This window comes from Rhodanobacter sp. FW510-R10, from assembly GCF_058781105.1.
In genome coordinates this window covers 150,011-167,540 of the sequence record NZ_JBYSWL010000002.1, presented here as the reverse complement: position 1 = coordinate 167,540, position 17,530 = coordinate 150,011, and the positions used below count along the sequence as shown (strand labels likewise).

The 17,530-nt window shown below is 62.0% G+C and carries 11 protein-coding genes and 1 pseudogene; 10 read left to right on the top strand and 2 right to left on the bottom strand.

The window, feature by feature from the left end:
* Nucleotides 1-83 precede the first annotated feature (83 nt).
* The gene (locus tag AC3WJB_RS16015; protein WP_027484971.1) at nt 84-3,077 is read right to left on the bottom strand and encodes a Tn3 family transposase; all 2,994 of its coding nucleotides are present in this window, start codon (nt 3,075-3,077) and stop codon (nt 84-86) included.
* Between the two features lie 243 nt (nt 3,078-3,320).
* Here AC3WJB_RS16015 and AC3WJB_RS16010 point away from each other — a divergent pair, with 243 nt between their 5' ends.
* The 9 genes from AC3WJB_RS16010 (at nt 3,321) to AC3WJB_RS15970 (ending at nt 15,428) form a co-directional block, all read left to right on the top strand.
* On the top strand, nt 3,321-4,346 hold the full coding sequence (locus AC3WJB_RS16010; protein ID WP_007509096.1) for a glycosyltransferase family 2 protein: 1,026 nt from the start codon (nt 3,321-3,323) through the stop codon (nt 4,344-4,346).
* A complete protein-coding gene (locus AC3WJB_RS16005) occupies nt 4,343-6,058 on the top strand; it encodes a glycosyltransferase family 39 protein (protein ID WP_027484973.1) in 1,716 nt (571 codons plus the stop codon). Before AC3WJB_RS16010 ends, AC3WJB_RS16005 begins: the two co-directional genes overlap by 4 nt.
* 99 nt (nt 6,059-6,157) lie before the next feature.
* Nucleotides 6,158-7,573, top strand: a complete 1,416-nt coding sequence (locus AC3WJB_RS16000; RefSeq protein ID WP_007509092.1) for a TolC family protein — start codon at nt 6,158-6,160, stop codon at nt 7,571-7,573.
* Entirely contained in the window at nt 7,570-8,619 is a 1,050-nt protein-coding gene (locus AC3WJB_RS15995; protein WP_007509090.1) for an efflux RND transporter periplasmic adaptor subunit, read from the top strand. Before AC3WJB_RS16000 ends, AC3WJB_RS15995 begins: the two co-directional genes overlap by 4 nt.
* Nucleotides 8,616-11,750, top strand: coding sequence for an efflux RND transporter permease subunit (locus tag AC3WJB_RS15990; protein WP_007509087.1), 3,135 nt, complete (start codon nt 8,616-8,618; stop codon nt 11,748-11,750). The genes AC3WJB_RS15995 and AC3WJB_RS15990 overlap by 4 nt, the downstream gene beginning before the upstream one ends.
* 5 nt (nt 11,751-11,755) lie before the next feature.
* Nucleotides 11,756-12,436 carry a response regulator transcription factor gene (locus AC3WJB_RS15985; RefSeq protein WP_007509085.1) on the top strand — a complete coding sequence of 227 codons (681 nt, stop codon included), beginning with the start codon at nt 11,756-11,758 and terminating at the stop codon, nt 12,434-12,436.
* A gap of 25 nt (nt 12,437-12,461) precedes the next feature.
* Nucleotides 12,462-13,670: a sensor histidine kinase gene (locus AC3WJB_RS15980; protein ID WP_231381761.1), complete on the top strand. Its 1,209-nt coding sequence runs from the start codon at nt 12,462-12,464 to the stop codon at nt 13,668-13,670.
* 114 nt (nt 13,671-13,784) lie between these two features.
* Nucleotides 13,785-14,936 (top strand): MFS transporter, encoded by a 1,152-nt coding sequence (locus AC3WJB_RS15975; RefSeq protein ID WP_492683329.1) that lies wholly within the window; start codon nt 13,785-13,787, stop codon nt 14,934-14,936.
* 90 nt (nt 14,937-15,026) lie between these two features.
* The gene (locus AC3WJB_RS15970; protein ID WP_007509079.1) at nt 15,027-15,428 is read left to right on the top strand and encodes a GtrA family protein; all 402 of its coding nucleotides are present in this window, start codon (nt 15,027-15,029) and stop codon (nt 15,426-15,428) included.
* 228 nt (nt 15,429-15,656) lie between these two features.
* On the opposite strand, the gene AC3WJB_RS15965 is transcribed toward AC3WJB_RS15970, so the two are convergent.
* Nucleotides 15,657-16,637 (bottom strand): IS5 family transposase, encoded by a 981-nt coding sequence (locus AC3WJB_RS15965; protein ID WP_007509076.1) that lies wholly within the window; start codon nt 16,635-16,637, stop codon nt 15,657-15,659.
* A 78-nt stretch (nt 16,638-16,715) separates the two neighbouring features.
* Here AC3WJB_RS15965 and AC3WJB_RS15960 point away from each other — a divergent pair.
* A pseudogene (locus tag AC3WJB_RS15960) lies at nt 16,716-17,381 on the top strand (ArnT family glycosyltransferase); the annotation flags it as partial.
* Nucleotides 17,382-17,530 lie beyond the last annotated feature (149 nt).

The following is a 17,530-nucleotide window of genomic DNA, read 5'->3' as shown; positions in this document are numbered from 1 at the left end:
AATGGAACGGAAAACCGGGATAAGGGAAAATTACCACTTAAAAACATTGATTTAGATGTTTTTCGGATGATGACATCTCCCCGTCAGTCATCCTCGCCATCGTCCGGATTCCGTAACGGACGCAACTCCCCGCGGGCTACGGCCTCGGGCACGGCAAAGGAATACCGTCCAAGCATGTTGATGTGGTCGTGGGTTAGCGGCGAGAGTCGTGCGACATCCTCATCGCGTACGGGAAAGCCTTCTTGACGTAACTGGTCCAATGCCGCCTCCATGTAGATGGTGTTCCACAAGACAACCATGTTGAGTACCAGACCCAGCGCCCCTAGCTGGTCCTCCTGACCTTCTTGGTAGCGCTGCCGAAGTTCGCCGCGTTTTCCATGAAAGATCGCACGCGCAACGCTGTGGCGTCCTTCACCGCGATTGAGCTGAGTCAGTGTTCCGCGTCGTTTCGCTTCGTCGTCGATATAGGTCAGCGTATGTAGCGTTTTTTCAATCCTTCCAAACTCCGCCAATGCTTGTGCCAGGCGAGTGGGACGGTCGCCAATCTGCAAGGTCCGCATGATGCCGTTTGCCGATACGCACCCCAGTTTCAACGAGCCCACGAGCCGCAGAATGTCATCCCACTGCTGCTCGATCAATGGCATGTTCACACGCTGGCGTGCCACGGCGTTGAGATCACCATAGTCCGCCTGCGCATCAATACGCCAAAACCGCGTGCCGCCGACATCGGCCAAGCGCGGACAGAATCGATACCCCAATAGACGGAATAATCCAAACACCACATCGCTGTAGGCGCCGGTGTCGGTCATGATCTGGGTCGGTTGCAATTCGGTCGGCTGTTCCAGCACGACGCCCAGCAAGATCAAGCTGTCGCGTAACGTGCCCGGCACGGTGATGTCATTGAGGCCGCTGAACTGATCAGAGATCAGGTTGTACCAAGTCACGCCGCGCTCTCGACCAAAATACTTCGGGTTGGCGGCGGCATGGACGGTGCGCACGGGAACGACGAAGCGCATGCCGTCGGCCGAAGCCACCTCTCCCCCTCCCCACTGCTGGGCGAGTACCAAGCGGTTCTGGGCCGCCACCAAGATGGCATTGGCCGGTGTGATGGTGTCGTTGCGGAAGTAATTCTGGTCGACCCACGACAGACGCGACCGCTTCAGGGCGGCCATATCCGAGCGAATGAGTGGTTCGAATCCGGTATTGCTCGCTTCGGCCAGCAAGACGGCGCAGATACTGATCGGGAGATCCGCGGCGCGAGCGGAGCGTTCAGTGAGATGCGTGAAGGCATCGGTGAAACCGGTACGCGCGGCGATCTCCAGCAAAATTTCCTCGATGTCCACACGCGGAAGACGCGCATTGACCGCGGTGCGCAATGCCAGAAGGGACGCGGGTTCTTCGAGCTTGTCGAGGGAACTGACGACCAATTCGTTCGTTCCTTCGAAGCGCACGGCTGGGTTGTCCGGCAGTCGGGAAGCGACTGCTCGATAGGTGTCATCCAGTTCTTTGGTGATCGCGAGGAGCGTCGGCGAGGGTGTCGGTGATAGACCCAGCGTGCGGCAAATGATGGGACGCGCGGTTTCCCATTCATTGCCGTTGAGCAAGCCTGCGCGCGGATCGGCATACTTCCAGCTGGGAGCGACGAACACGTCACGTCGGCGCAATGACGTGTACAGTTCATCGAGCACGCAGAAGGTATAGGCCCGGTGATCGATACTGCCGTCCTCGCGTACTGCATAGCGCTGCCAGCGTTTGCGAATCACCTCGCGAGGGACATCGTCATCGACCTTGAATCGTCCGGGGTGCGTACGAAGCCACTCATAGGCAGCAACAACCGCCTCACCCGCCGGACTTGCTCCGAAACGAAGGTTCTCCAAGACGAAGGGCAGAAAGCGGCGAATGCGTCGGTAGCGCTCACTCAGTTCGCTATAAAACACATCGTCGGGTGGCCGCACCAAGTTGCTCACTTCCTGAAGCGCCCGTGCAAGGATGTCACGAGGCACCTTGGCGAACAGCGTCTTGCGCAACGTCTTGTCAGGGAGTGTGGTGTCCAACACCACTTGGCAGGCATCGGCCAATAGGGTGGCAGCCCGATCAAGGTCTTTCAGCGTGCGCAAACGCGTCTTTCGATCCTCTTTCCGTGCCGTGGCAAATACGTCCCGCAGTAGCATTTCCAAGACTTCGACGGCATCGTCGTGCGCGGTGGCTTCCAGGCAGTGCACGAAAGCTACCAGGGTGGCCAAGCGCCGAATATCGGGCAAACGGCTAACCGCGCTGGCTTTGGCAGCTCCCGCAAAGCGGGCCAGTGCCGTGACTCGACTGGCCGGAAGATGGGCTACGGTAGGTAGCTCGATGCCGAGTTCGCGGACCACCTGCAGCCGGGTCAGCGCTTGGATGAGTGACGGGCCACTGACTCGGACGGGACCTGATCGCAGCTGATCCAGATGCGAATTTCGGCTGCCGGCCGGCACGGTCAGCAAGCGCTCCAGTCGTTCGCGCTGCTCATCGGAGAGGCTGGTTCCCAATCGCCGCCATAGGTGCTCTTCGACGCGACTCTTTACACGGGCGACAAACCGTTCGAGCGTGCTGCGACCGGGCAGCAGCACCTTATGTGTCAAGAGCCATGCCGTTGCCCGCTCAAACAGAACGCTGGGTCGCTCCGTTCCCGTCCAGCACAACGCATACAGCCAACGCCCCAATCGAAAGCCGACGGACGGTTCGGTGATTTCGACAAAGCCGCAATGACGACGAATATCACTCTGATGATCCCATCGTAGCTCCCCCGTGCGATAGCCATGGAGGGAGGGATCGGTGTCCGTAATCCCCAACTGTTTGGCAACGGTGGACAGCACCAGCGAAGGAAGATCCAGTGGGTCATCGAGGAACGCGCCAAGGTAACGGAGTGTCGTGAGCTGTAACGCGATACCTAGACGATTCGCGTGGCCGCGCCTGCGAGCGATATACACACGATCTGCATCGTCGAGATGGAAATAGCGCGCCAAATCATCGCTGGAAGGTGGGCCGTTGTATCGACCATAGCTCTCACGTTGTTCCTCGGTGACGTAGCTCACAGGCATCAGGGCTTCTTCCATAGAAAGTCGATGCGGGTATGCCATCACAGAAAAATGTGTCTGACCAGAGTGTGCTGCCATCTACCCCGTTCACTCACTCGGCAAGGCCTTATTCCCAGCGACAATCGTTCGCAGTGTTGCGAATCGACGCATCGAGTGTGTCTTAACGAACAGTTGAGAAATGGTTGAGGGGCAGCACGAGCCTCGCTCGCTACTGTGCCGCGGATGTCATAGCGCGCAGGGATATTCGTGGCCCCGATCCGCCTCACCGTTGTGGTGCCCGCGTACAACGAAGCGGAAGTGCTCCCCCTGTTTCATGCGCGTCTTGTCGGCGTGCTCGATGGGATGGCGCTCGATGCGCGGGTGATCTATGTCGATGACGGAAGTCGCGATGGCACATGGCTCGTACTCAACCGGCTGATGGGCCAAGACCCGCGCATCGGCACGCTGCGCTTGAGCCGCAACTTCGGCAAGGAAGCCGCACTGACCGCGGGTCTCGACGCCGTGACGGATGAGGCCGATGCCATCGTCATCATTGATGCCGATCTGCAAGATCCCCCCGAACTCATTCCGGACCTGCTGACACGCTGGCGCGATGGCTACGACGTGGTTTACGCCACTCGCGAACACCGTGAAGGCGAGAGCTGGTTCAAGCGAGCGACGGCACATCTCTTCTATCGATTGATGGCGCGCATGGCGGCGTTCAACGTGCCGCACGATACCGGTGATTTCCGCCTGATGTCGGCGCGTGCGGTGGCCGCGCTGCGCCAGTTGCGCGAGCGCCAACGTTTCATGAAGGGCCTGTTCGGCTGGATCGGCTATCCCCATACGGCGGTCATGTATCAGCGCAGCCCGCGCCAGGCGGGTCGCACCAAATGGAACTACTGGCGGCTGTTCAATCTGGCAGTGGAAGGCATCACTTCGTTTTCCATTTTGCCACTGCGACTGGCCACGGCAGTGGGTGTGGCCACATCGGTGTGCGCTTTCAGCTACGGCGCAGGGGTCTTCATCAAGGCCGTGCTGTGGGGTGATCCGGTCAAAGGGTATCCCTCGCTGATGGTCGTGGTCCTGGTGCTGGGCGGTCTACAACTGCTGGCATTGGGCGTGGTCGGCGAATACCTCGGCCGTGTGTACGCCGAGGTCAAACAGCGGCCGATCTATCTGATCGAAACGGCGTGTCAGGTGCCGATGATGCCCCCGCTACACAGCACGGCACGCGCCGACGCGCCGCCATCGGTGGCCGTCGCATCGCTTCCCACCAAGGACCCTCGATGAGCGTCAAGCACATGGCTCAGAACGATGTTCGTCCAGCGGGTGCGTGGCACGCGCGATTCAGCGCAGCCGCCGTGCTACTGGGGATCGGATGGCTCGCGGCCTGGTTCTACGGATTGGCTGGCCGTGCGCTCGCCGAACCCGACGAGGGACGGTATGCGGAAGTGGCCCACGAGATGTTCACGAGCGGCGATTGGATCACGCCCCGCCTGGATGGCTTCAATTTCTTCGACAAGCCGCCCTTGCATTACTGGGCCAGCGCGACGGCCTATGCGCTCTTCGGTGCGCATCCGTGGAGCGCACGCCTGTGGTGCGCGCTTACCGGTTTGCTGGCGATCGTGGCGATCGGCTGGGCCGGGGCGCGGCTTTTCGGTCGTGAGGCGGGCGGCTACGCGGCCGTCATCCTCGGCAGCTCGTTACTGTTCGTCTTTGCCGCGCATATCAATACGCTGGATATAGGGGTTGCGGCGTTTCTCGCCGTGGGCATGGCGTGTTTTCTGGTCGCGCAATTCGATCCGACCGCACGGCATCTGCGCACGCGACTGAATCTGCTGATGTGGGCAGCGCTGGCCTTGGCGGTGCTGTCCAAAGGGCTCATCGGCGTGGTGTTGCCCGGCATGATCCTGGGCATCTTCATGCTGTGGCAGCGTGACTGGGGGGTACTGCGGCGCGTGTCCCTCGTGCCCGGTGTACTGGTGCTGCTGGTGCTGTGCGCGCCTTGGTTCATTTTGATATGCCGCCTGCATCCGGATTTCTTCGACTATTTCTTCATCCGGGAGCATTTCACGCGGTTCTTGACCTCGGCCGACGGTCGCTCCAAGGTCTTTGGGTTCTTTCTCCCCGTCGTGCTCCTCGGCCTGTTTCCCTGGACGTTGCTGTTGCCGTGGAGCAAAACCAGTTGGCGTGCCATTGGTGCCGGTGGTCCCGCACAACGCTTCCTGCTGGTATGGGTGGGCGTGGTCTTCGTGTTCTTTTCGTTCTCGCATTCCCAGCTGCCGTTCTACATTTTGCCGGTGTTTCCTGCTTTGGCGCTGCTGCTGGGTCGTGCAGCCACGGTGCTGTCGCTGCAGGCCTTGGTGCGCCGTTTTTGGTGGGTCGCCACGCTCACGACCCTGGGTGCCGCCACCGCCACGGCAATCGCGCTCGCCGCGCGCACGGCGATCCCGAAAGCCGTGTTGCAGGATGTGTTGAGCGGCTTGTCTTTGGCCTTGGTGCTGATGGCGCTCGCCGCGATGGTGGGCACCTGGGCGTTGCATCGCGGCCGGCGCCGTACGGCCATCCATGGGCTTGCCCTGGCCACCTTGATCGCGTGGCAGCTCACGCTAGTGTCATCGCAGCCCTTGAACGACATGCGTTCCGCGGATCCGGTCGCTCGCCTCATCCAACCGGAGCTCGGACCGCACACCGAAGTATTCACGGTGCATGCCTATTTGCGGGCGTTGCCGTTCTACCTCGGGCGGCCAGTTACCGTGGTCGACCAGGATTCCGATGATCTGACGCCCGGCTTGGCGTCGCGGCCTGATGGCTACATCGCCGACCTCGCCACGTTCGAGCAGCGCTGGCGCGCCAGCCACGATGCGATCGCGTTGGTCGCGGACGACCTGGTGGGACAGCTGCGCAGCGAAGGGCTGCCGTTTCGTGAGCTGGGCCGGGAAGCCACCGGTGTCATTATCACGCGACACGAAACGGCGCCGCCCTTGCGGTCGACGCCATGACGGGGCGCCGATGATGCGTGATGACACTGACGGGAAGGCAGGGTTCGCACGATGCCCTTTCCCTCGAAGGAACCGACTGATCTCCTGCGCGGAAGATTCATGAATAAGCACGCTACACGCCTCCTGGTCATCGGACTGACGCTCGGTTTGACCGCCTGCGCAAGCTATCGGCCACGACCGCTGGAACCGGCCACCACCGTCGCTGCCTTCGAGCAACGGTCGCTGCGCGATCCGGGGCTGCAGGTGTTTCTGCAACGCCATGACGCCACGCCGACCACGACCACGACGCCATCCTCCTGGGATCTGCGCTCCCTCACGTGGGTGGCTTTGTACTATCAGCCGGATCTTGATGTGGCGCGCGCGAAATGGCGCGTTGCCGAGGCGGCGGTGATCACGGCCGGCGCCCGTCCGAATCCGACGTTGGATTTCACCAATCAGTACAACGTCGATGCACCCGCTGGCGTCGGGCCCTGGACGGTGGGCCCGACGCTCAATGTGCCGATCGAGACGGCAGGTAAGCGCGGCGACCGGATTCGACAGGCGCAGCAACTGGCCGAAGCGGCACGCTTGAATATCGCGGAGACCGCGTGGCAGGTACGCCGTCGCGTGCGCAGCAGCTTGCTTGGCGTGTATCCCACCGTGCCCTTGCTGCGTCGACAACAGGAGCGACAAGCGGAGCTGGTCAGGTTGATCGAACGGCGCACGGCAACCGGGGAGGCATCGCAACCGGAGCTCACCCAGGCACGCATCACGCTCAACCAGCTCAGCTTGAATCTGCAGGAGGCGCAGAAGCGTCTCGCAGAAAACCGGGTGCAGTTGGCCTCGGCCCTGGGCCTGCCCGTGAGTGCGCTTGATGGCATCACGCTGTCGCTGACGGCGTTCGAGCAGGTACCACCCCTGAGCGCGCTGCCGTCGCATGACGTGCGACGGCAAGCGCTGCGGGATCGACCCGACGTCCGCGCGGCACTGGCGGACTACGAAGCCAGTCAGGCCGCGTTGCAAGGCGAAGTGGCGAAACAATATCCCGACATCACGCTCGGTCCGGGCTTTCTGTGGGATGCCGCACAGGCCAAGTGGTCGTTGGGGTTGTCACTGGTACTGCCGTTGCTCAACCACAATCAGGGCCCGATCGCCGAAGCCCGAGCGCGTCGTCAGCAAGCGGCCGCCAACTTTCTTGCCGTGCAAGCGCAGGCGATCGGCGAAGTCGATCAGGCGCTGGCCGGTTATCGCCAGGTCGTCCGCAAACTCGCCACGGCCGATGCCTTGCTGGCGGCCCAACGCAAGGCATCCCTTTCCGCCGAAGCGCTGTACCGGGCGGGCGAAACGGATCGGTTGAGTCTGATCGGCGCCCAGGTGGAATTGGCCGCGGCCGAACTGGCCCGTCTCGATACCCTCCTGCAGGCCCAGCAATCGCTGGGCGCGCTCGAAGATGCCATGCGGCACCCCTTGGGTGCACTTGCGACCGACATTCATACCCTTGAAAACGCGCCCCGCATGCAGGATTCCCAGCCATGAACAAGAAATCCATTCTCGCGGCCCTTCTGGGTGCCATCGTGCTGGCGCTAGCGGTCTGGGGATTCCTGGCCGGCCAGAAGGAGCGTGCTACGGAGGCCCAGCGCGAGACACCGGTGAAGGCGCCGTCGCGCGTCTCGCAAGTGCAGGATCTGACGGCGGTCACGCTGGATGCCGCGGATCAAAAGCAGAGTGGGATCGTCGTGGTCACGCCACAGTCCATGGCCCATCGTCCGATGCTGCAGACGTTCGGTACGGTGCTGGATGTGGCGGATCTGATCGCGTTGCGCAACGCCGACGTCGCCGCCCAGGCCCAGGCGGACAAAGCCGACGCCGCGCTGCAGGCTTCCCACGCCGAATACCAGCGACTGCAGTCGTTGCATCGTGACGAACGGAACATTTCCGACAAGGCCTTGCAGGCGGCCGCCGCGGTGTGGCATGCCGACCAAGCCGCGTCGCGGGCAGCGCAAGCCGCGCTGACCGCCGCGCAACAGACCGCGAGCCAGCAATGGGGCGACGTCCTGGCGAAGGCGGCGGCCGCGAATACGTCGTTGTTTACGCGTCTGGCCACCCGCCAGCAAGTCCTCGTCCAGGTGGTGCTGCCCGCGGTCACCGCACTCGCCCCCCCTGTCCAGGCGCGCGTGCAGACCGTCAACGGGGACTTTCACGCCGCCACCTTGATCTCGCCCGCGCCACGCACGGACCCCCGTTTGCAAGGGCTCAGTTTCTTCTATGCCGTGTCCGCTGAGGGTCTCCTGCCTGGCATGGCGATCACCGCGTATCTACCCTCGGGCACGGTGGTCCAGGGAACGATGATTCCCGGCTCGGCGGTGGTGTGGTGGCAGGGTCGCTCGTGGGTCTATAGCCGCAACCAGCCCGATCGTTTTGTGCGCCATGCGCTGCCGGTCGACAACCCGGTGGACGGTGGCTGGTTCGTGGCCCAGGGATTTGCGCGGGGCGAACCGATCGTGGCGACGGGCGCGCAACTGCTGCTGTCGGAAGAGCAGCGTTCACGCATTGCCGTCGGTGAAGACGGAGACAAGCAATGAGGCAGGACGCACCGGGTCTGCTGGCGGCGATCGTCCGCTTCTCGTTGCGGTTTCGCGGCGTGGTGCTGGTGCTGGCGGGCATCCTGATCGTCTATGGCGCGCTCACGCTGTCGCGCAGCAAGTACGACGTGTTTCCTGAATTTGCCCCGCCGCAGGTGTCGATTCAGACCGAAGCCCCGGGGTTGGCGCCTGAACAGGTGGAGGTATTGGCGACCCAGCCGATCGAGAACGCGATCAACGGTCTGCCGGGACTGCAGGCGCTGCGCTCGCAATCGATCCAGGGCTTGTCGGTGATCACTATCACCTTCAATCCGGGCAGCGACATCTATCGGGATCGGCAGAATCTCGGGGAACGTCTCGGCGCGCTCGCCACCCAGCTGCCGCAAGGCGTGCAGGTGCCCGTGATGTCGCCGCTGACCTCTTCCACCAGTGTGGTGCTGGATATCGGTCTGACCTCCGACAAGCGATCACTGATGGAGCTGCGCACGCTGGCCGACTGGACGCTGAAACCGGCGTTGCTGGCGGTACCGGGCGTCGCGAAGGTCGCGGTGTTCGGCGGTGACACCAAGGAATACCAGGTCCAGATCCGCCCGGAGCAATTGCTCAAATACAATCTCGCGGTTGACGACGTCCTGACGGCGGCGCGGCGGGCCACGGGGGTGCGTGGTGCCGGTTTCATCGACACGCCCAATCAGCGCATCGTCCTGCAGAGCGACGGTCAGGCGCTCGCCGTGCAGGAGATCGCCGGTACCATCGTGCGGCATCAGGCGGGCGGCAATGTCACCTTGGGCGATGTCGCGCAGGTGGTCGTCGCGCCGGAGCCGCCCATCGGAGCGTCCTCGGTCATGGGCCATCCGGCTGTGCAACTGGTGATTTCCGAGCAATACGGCGCCAATACGCTTGTCGTGACTCAGAGCGTGGAAAAGGCGTTGGCCAGCATGAAGTCCGGTCTGACCGCGCAGGGCATCACCCTGCATGCCGATCTGTTTCGTCCGGCCAATTTCATCACGACCGCAACCGGCAACATCAAGTCCTCGCTGCTGATCGGCGGCGTGCTGGTCGTGATCGTGCTGATGCTGTTCCTTTACAACCTGCGCACGGCCGCGATCTCGCTGGTGGCGATCCCGTTGTCGCTGCTCGCCGCCGTGACGGTGCTGGAATACTTCGGCTTCAGCCTCAACACTATGACCTTGGGTGGATTGGCCATCGCCATCGGTTTGCTGGTGGACGATGCGGTGATCGTGGTGGAGAACATCTACCGCCGACTGCGCGAGAATCGCCATGCCGAGGTACCGCGTCCCGTCTTCGCGGTGCTGCTGGACGCCTCGCTGGAAGTGCGCAGCGCGGTGGTCTATGCGACGCTGGCGATCGCGCTGGTATTCATTCCCGTGCTGACCATGTCGGGCATCGCCGGCCGTCTGTTCGCGCCGTTGGGCATTGCCTATGTGCTGGCGACACTCGCCTCGCTGCTGGTGGCCATGACGGTCACCCCAGCCTTGTGCTACTTGCTGTTGGCCAACCGCCCGTTGCCGGAACGCGAGGCTCCCTTGGTGCGTTGGACCAAGGACCGGTATCGCGGCGTGCTGTTGCGGGTAGAGACCAGCTACCGTGCGGTCATGACCGTGGTCCTCGTGCTGACGCTGATGGCGGTGGCGGCGCTGCCGTTCTTCGGGGGCGGCTTTCTGCCGGAGCTGCGTGAGGGCCATTTCATCGTCCACATGTCGGCGGTGCCGGGAACCTCGCTGCAGGAGTCGATCCGTATCGGCAACCATGTGACTGCCGCGCTGCTGAAGCTGCCCTTCGTTCGTTCGGTGGCGCAGAACGCGGGACGTGCCGAAAAGGCGGATGACACGTGGGGCACGCAATACAGCGAATTCAACGTCGATCTCAAACCTCTCAGCGGCGATGCCGCCGAAGCGGCCGTCTCGGATATTCGCAAGGCGCTGGCACCGTTTCCCGGCGTCAACTTTGCGGTCAAGACCTTCCTGACGGAACGTGTCGAAGAAACCCTGTCGGGCTTTACCGCCGCCGTGGCGGTCAATATCTACGGCAACGACCTGGACACACTCGACACCAAGGCGGCGGACGTCGCGAAAATTCTGGGGCAGCTGCCTGGCGCAGCGGATGTCCAGGTGCAGTCACCGCCGGGGACGCCGCAGTTGGTGGTGCGCCTGCGCAAACAAGCGTTGGCCCGCTGGGGGTTCGATGCCGTGACAGTGCTCGATGCCATCCGCACCGCGTATCAAGGCGACCAGGTCGGTCAGGTCTACGACGGTAACCGCGTGTTCAATGTCTCAGTCATCCTCGCGCCTCAACAACGCGGAAAGGTGGCCGAAGTGGGGGCATTGCCGATACGCAACGCCGCCGGCACGTATGTCCCGCTGAAGGAACTGGCCGACATCTACGAAGATGCGGGGCGCTACGTCGTGTTGCACGACGGCGCCCGACGCGTGCAGACCGTGACCGCCAATGTGAGCGGGGGCAACGTGTCGGCCTTTGTCGCCGCCGCCAAACAACAGATTGCCGCCAAGGTCGCGCTGCCGCCCGGCAGCTACGTGGAGTTTGGTGGTGCAGCGGCGGCGCAGAGCCAGTCCACGCATGATCTGCTGATCAACTCACTGATCGCCGGTGTCGCCATCGTCTTGTTGTTGTTCATGGTGCTCGGCAGCATGCGCAGTTTGTTGCTGGTGCTGGCCAACCTGCCGTTCGCGCTGGTCGGCGGCGTGCTGGCGGTGTTCGCCACCGGCGGCGGCCTTTCCATCGGCTCGATGGTGGGCTTCGTCACCCTGTTTGGCATCACCTTGCGCAACTCGATCATGCTGCTGTCGCACTACGACCATCTGGTCAACGTCGAAGGCATGACCTGGGGGCCGGAGGCCGCCCTGCGCGGCGCGCAAGAACGCCTCTCGCCCATTTTGATGACGGCGCTGGTCACCGCCTTGGGGCTGCTTCCACTGGCGATTGGCAGTGGTGCTCCGGGTCGCGAGATCGAGGGACCGATGGCGCTGGTCATTCTCGGCGGGCTGGTTACCAGCACGGCGCTCAATCTGCTGGTGCTGCCCACGCTGGCCCTGCGTTACGGTCGTTTCCAGCGCGATACGCCGGAAGACGCCAACCCCGCGGTGGCCTAACGATCATGTTGCGCGTGCTGCTCATCGAAGACAATCGCGACTTGGCCACCACTCTGTGGGATTACCTGGAGTTGCATGGTTTCGCGGTGGATCATGCCTACGACGGCATGACCGGGTTGCGTCTGGCGTTGACGGGCACGCACGATCTGATCGTGCTGGATCTGGGGCTGCCACGTCTGGATGGCCTGGAGGTCTGCCGTCATCTGCGCGCTGCCCAGCACGACATGCCGGTGTTGATGTTGACGGCCCGCGAGACCCTGGACGACAAGCTGCGCGGTTTCGCCGAGGGTGCGGACGATTACCTGGTCAAACCGTTCGCTATGAAGGAACTGGTGGCGCGGCTGCATGCGCTGCATCGACGCGTGCAGCCCCTGCTCGGTGCGCCCCTGCAGGTCGCTGATCTCGAATACGATGCCGCTCGTTTTCGGGTTCGCCGTGGGGGTGTTTCCGTCACGGTGACCCGTGCCGGCCTGCGCCTGCTGGAGGTGTTGATGCGTCGCTCGCCGCTCGTGGTGAGCCATGCGGATTTGGCACGGGCGCTGTGGGGCGAGGCGGTGGGTGACCCCAATGCCATGCGCACGCACCTGCATGCCCTGCGGCAAGCGATCGACAAACCCTTCGAGAAACCCCTACTGCACAGCGTGCATGGTATCGGCTACCGTTTGGCGGATGACGATGCGTCCTAGATTCACTCTCCGCACCCGGATTATCTTGGCGTTCCTCGCCTTCGGCGTGGTGTTGTCCAGCTTGTTCGCCGCCGTGGCCCTCACCTCGATGGCCGACTTCGAACGCATCCTGATGACGGAGTTGCTGCAGGTCGAAACCAGCAACCTGATCGCACACCTTCACATTCAACCCAGTACGCCCCTACCAGCCTCGCAGCGGATCTATGCGTATGTGAGCCGAGTGAGCGATCGCCATGATGTACCCGCAGAAATGGCCGGCCTGCCACCGGGGACACACATACTGGATCGCGAAGGGAATCGGGAAACCTATGTCGCCGTCTCGGACGACGGCGCACAGCGGCTGTACTTCGTCATCGATCTGAGCGACATCGCCCAGCGCGAAGTTTTCCTGCGCTGGTTGATGGCCGGTGTCATCCTGATCGGCACGCTAGTCTCAGGCGCGCTGGGCCTTCTCCTGGCCGGTCGGCTGATTGCCCCGGTTCAGCGACTGGCGCAATGGGTCGAGGCATCGGCGCCGCCCCGTCGTGATAACCGGCTTCGTACCCACTTCGCCAATGACGAGGTCGGTGCATTGGCGGTCGCCTTCGAGCACTACCAGGCACGTTTGGATGCGTTCCTGACGCGCGAACGGGAGTTCACCGCAGACACCAGTCATGAATTGCGTTCACCGCTGTCGGTGATACAGGCAAGCGTCGATCTACTGGCGGAAGACCCCACGGTAAGCCTTCCCGGCCAACGTGCCATCGAGCGGGTGCGGCGGCGTACCACTGAATTGACCGATCTGCTCGATGCACTGCTTTACTTGGCCCGTCACGAGACGGACATGGCGATCGTTGCCGAACCTGTTCCGGTGTGGGCCATATGGCAACACCTCGTCGACGAGCAGATGCAGGCCACGTCGACGTCGGTGAAATTGCACGGCGATGCCAGCGTCACCGTGCTGGCTCCCCCACGTGCCGCATCGTTGGTGTTTGGGCAATTGCTACGCCGAGCGGTCGAACTTTCGAATGGGGCCGCGGTATCCGTTGCCATTACCTCCGCGGGCATCGAACTCAGCCCCTGGCCGGAGGCTGGTGAGAAGACGCCGCCGAATGTCGACCAACAGCGGTCCGACAATGGCTTCGGGTTGACCTTGATCAGTCGTCTATGCGAACGGTTGGGATGGACGGTGCGCTGGCCACAGCAGCCCGGTGAGCCGTTGACGCTCACCTTTGCGGACTCCAACCATGCATGACGGCCGCCCCGATACGTCACAGACCGCCGCTGACTCGGGAAAGAGGGACCCATGGGACCCCATCCCGTTCGTTGAACGCGAACGATGAGGCCAACCGTTTCCAAGACCGTCATCGTGCTCGGCGTCGTGAGCTTTCTCAACGAACTGTCGTCGCAGATCGTTGCACCGCTGATCCCGCTGTTGCTGGTCACGACGTTGGGTGCGGGTCCGGTGGCGATGGGCCTCGTCGATGGCGTGGCGGATGCGGTCGCCAGCGGGTTTCGTTTGTGGGCCGGTCGTCGCTCAGATGTGCGTGGGCGCCGGCGCAAGATCTTCGTCATCATGGGCTATGGTCTGTCGAGCATCGCGCGACCGCTCGTGGGACTGGCGCTCAACTGGCCGATGGTGCTGTTGCTGCGCAGTCTCGACCGCGTCGGCAAGGGGGTGCGTGGTGCCCCCCGCGATGCGTTGGTGGCCGATGCCACGCCGGCGGCATTGCGGGGGTATGCGTACGGCATCAATCGCGCCTTTGATTACGCCGGCGCGGTCGGCGGCAGCCTGATCGCTGCGGCGGCATTGCTGTGGATCAGCCATCGCATCAGCGTGGTCATCATGCTATCGGCCATTCCCGCGGCCCTCGCGCTGGTGGTTTTGATGACTCTCGTCAAGGATGTGCCGGCGAAAACGATCAAGCCAGGAACGGCGCCAGCGCCTTTGCGCTGGCGTGCGTTGACCGTTCCATCGCGGCGTTTCCTGACCGTCTTCATGCTTTTTGCCTTCGCCAGTGCGTCGGAGAGTTTCATTCTGTTACGTGCTCACGAAATCGGTATGGGCAATGTCCAGGTGCTTCTGCTTTGGGCCGTGTTGTGCGCTGTGCAAGCAGGGGTCGCCTGGCGTGCCGGAAAGGTTTCCGACCGTTTCAACAAAGTCGGGGTCGTGACCTTCACCTGGTTGGCCTACGGCGTGGGCTTGCTGCTGTTCGCGTTCGTGGAAAATATCCTGGGCCTGTGGATCGTCGTGATCGTCTATGCGTTGCTCAGCGGCGTCGGCGAAGGCGCGGAAAAAACGCTGGTCAGCACCTTGGCGACGGAAGCTGACCGCGGTACCGCCTTCGGGTGGTTCACGATGATTTCGGGGTTGGGAGCCATCCCTGCCGGGTTGATGTTCGGCGTCATTTGGCAGCAGTCCACCGCAGGTACCGCGTTCGGGGCGTTCGGCGTCCTGGCCATCGTGAGCGCGGTACTGTTGTGGGTGATCTTGCCGACACGGCGTGCGGCAACTATCTGAAGGATGGACAGCGTGCTTATTCAATCGGCTATCTCCAGCAAACATGCGACTGCTCTCTCGTCGCGTCAACACTCAATGAGTTATTCAAGCATGTCTATCAGATCGATCGCCTTGAATGAGGGCGTCCGCCGAACCTTTTTCTTCTTCCTCGCGGGCGGTACTGGATTCCTGCTCTATCTGTGCATTTCGATGGTCTTGCATTATGTGTTTCACGTCGGCGAGGTCGTTTCAGCGATCTGCGGAACGTTACTGCCCATTCCGCCGACATTCTGGATGCAGCGCCGGCTTACATTTCAAAGTGATGCGCCGAAGCGACAGGCACTCCCACGCTATGCGGCGCTCCAGCTGGGCAATGCGGCACTCGTTTCGGGGCTCACCGCATGGGGGACAACCATGGGATTGTCGGGAGGTCTGATCTTTCTCATTGCAGGAATCACGGGCGCTTTGATTTCCTATGTCGTCCAGTCAAAGCTGGTGTTTCACAGCCACTGATACGGTAATTGCATCGACCGAATGCGTTCGGTCGATGTAGTGCACTTTGGTGCGCATTTTCCGCCGCACCATGTCTCCCATTAGGGATGCTCTGATCAATGAAGTTCGAAACAGCCGTCCAGACGGCCGTGCCAAAACTTCCGGTCTTGTTACATAGAAAGATGACTTTTGAGCAGTTCCAGCACTGTCACGGTGCCGTTTTGCGCCGAATCACCATGATTGGGTGCCTCACGGGCGCACCTCCCCTACGGAAGTCAGCAACGTTCGCCGTGCCATCCAAAGATTTGAGAGTGCGAACAACGTCAGTACCTGCGCGGTGTTCTTGAATAGTCCCTTGAAACGCACTTTTTGATAGCCGAACTGGCGCTTCACCACCCGGAACGGGTGCTCTACCTTGGAACGAACCGCTGCCTTCATGTGTTCGGTGTGCTTCACCGCTTCCTTCAACTCACCTTCGGGCATCGCCTTGACGCTGCCGCGTTTGGCAGCGATGTACCAAGTGCGACCGCGCTTGGCTGCTCGCTTCTCGGCACCCTGGTAACCGGCATCGGCGTACACCGTCTTCTCTTTGCCGTGCAGCAGCTTGTCTACTTCCGTCACGTCACCCACGTTTGCTGGTGTGGTGGTCACCGTGTGCACCAAGCCCGATTCAACGTCCACTCCGATGTGCGCTTTCATGCCGAAGTACCACTGCTGGCCTTTCTTCGTCTGATGCATTTCGGGGTCGCGCTGCTTGTCGCGGTTCTTCGTCGACGACGGAGCCTGGATGATCGTGGCATCCACGATAGTGCCCTGACGCAAGAGCAAGCCCTGTTTACCGAGGTAGGAGTTCACCGTTTCGAGAATCCGAACCGCCAAGCCGTGCTGTTCCAGAAACCGGCGGAATTTGAGAATCGTTGTCTCATCCGGGATCGCCTCCTCGTTCAACTCCAACCCAGCGAAGCGCCGCATTGACTCGATCTCATACAGCGCGTCTTCCATCGCAGGATCGCTCAGCGCATACCATTGCTGCATGAAGTGGATGCGCAGCATGGTCGCTGCTGGCATGGGCGGTCGGCCACGTCGGCCAGACGTCGGATAGGCGGGTGCGATCAACGCCAACAGCGCTTCCCACGGCACCACCTTGTCCATCTCTCCAAGAAATTTCTCCCGCCGCGTCGGCTTCTTCTTGGACTCGAAACTGAGCGAGGCAAAGGAACGTTGCTTCATCGACGGGTGCTTCCTGAGGTCTGTCGCTATGATGCCGCAGATCGGGAATAAATCAGAGCATCCTTAGCTGGTTGTCTTATGTCATTCCGTTCAAACCGTTTCGACGCGCTGCGCATGCTGTGGCCCTGGCTCCCCCTGTGGATGGCTGTCGCGTTGGTCGCGATCTTCATGCACGGCCCGATGCCGATGTATTCCACCCGTACGCTCGCGGTGGCGTGGGACATGTGGCATCGGCACAGCTTCATCGTGCCATCCCTCAACGGCGCGCCTTACAGCGACAAACCGCCCATGCTGTTCTGGCTGATTCATGTGGGATGGGCTGTCGGAGGCGTGGGCGACGTCTGGCCCCGTGTGCTCGAAGTTTTGATGGGGGCTGTCGAGTTGGTGCTTGCCACCGTGCTCGCACATCGTTTGTTCCCCGAACGCGCGGCGGTCGCGCGAACGACTCCATGGGTGTTATTCGCCTTCAGCTATGCGTTCTTGTTCGGCCTGCAAACCATGTACGAAGTGCTGCTTGCCGCCAGTGTTCTTGGTGCCTTGGTCAGTCTTGCCCCGAGCTCGCGTCGTGAAGCGCCTTGTTTCATCGGATTCGCACTGGCGATCGGCGTGGGGTTGCTTACCAAAGGCCCGGTGATGCTGTTGCACGTCGCCTTTCCCTGGTTACTGGGTCCACTGTGGAATGACTGGGCGCGGCGTGAATCACGGCGGTGGTACGCCGGCGGTCTGCTCGCTGTACTGACCGGATGGAGGTATGGCCGGGATTCTGGAAATTTTCGCAGAAACACAGCTAAGTAACTGTTTTGAAGCGGATATAGAGGAAATAATTTGCACCTGTAATGCGCTCGCCACGATTGATCACCTGGACGATGGCCTCGGACGACCTGATGAGGTGA

Bases quoted from the DNA above. Each gene is read 5' to 3' on its own strand.
- AC3WJB_RS16015 (WP_027484971.1), bottom strand. From the start codon at position 3,077: ATGCCTGTGAGCTACGTCACCGAGGAACAACGTGAGAGCTATGGTCGA.
- AC3WJB_RS16005 (WP_027484973.1), top strand. From the start codon at position 4,343: ATGAGCGTCAAGCACATGGCTCAGAACGATGTTCGTCCAGCGGGTGCG.
- AC3WJB_RS16000 (WP_007509092.1), top strand. From the start codon at position 6,158: ATGAATAAGCACGCTACACGCCTCCTGGTCATCGGACTGACGCTCGGT.
- AC3WJB_RS15995 (WP_007509090.1), top strand. From the start codon at position 7,570: ATGAACAAGAAATCCATTCTCGCGGCCCTTCTGGGTGCCATCGTGCTG.
- AC3WJB_RS15990 (WP_007509087.1), top strand. From the start codon at position 8,616: ATGAGGCAGGACGCACCGGGTCTGCTGGCGGCGATCGTCCGCTTCTCG.
- AC3WJB_RS15985 (WP_007509085.1), top strand. From the start codon at position 11,756: ATGTTGCGCGTGCTGCTCATCGAAGACAATCGCGACTTGGCCACCACT.
- AC3WJB_RS15970 (WP_007509079.1), top strand. From the start codon at position 15,027: ATGTCTATCAGATCGATCGCCTTGAATGAGGGCGTCCGCCGAACCTTT.
- AC3WJB_RS15965 (WP_007509076.1), bottom strand. From the start codon at position 16,637: ATGAAGCAACGTTCCTTTGCCTCGCTCAGTTTCGAGTCCAAGAAGAAG.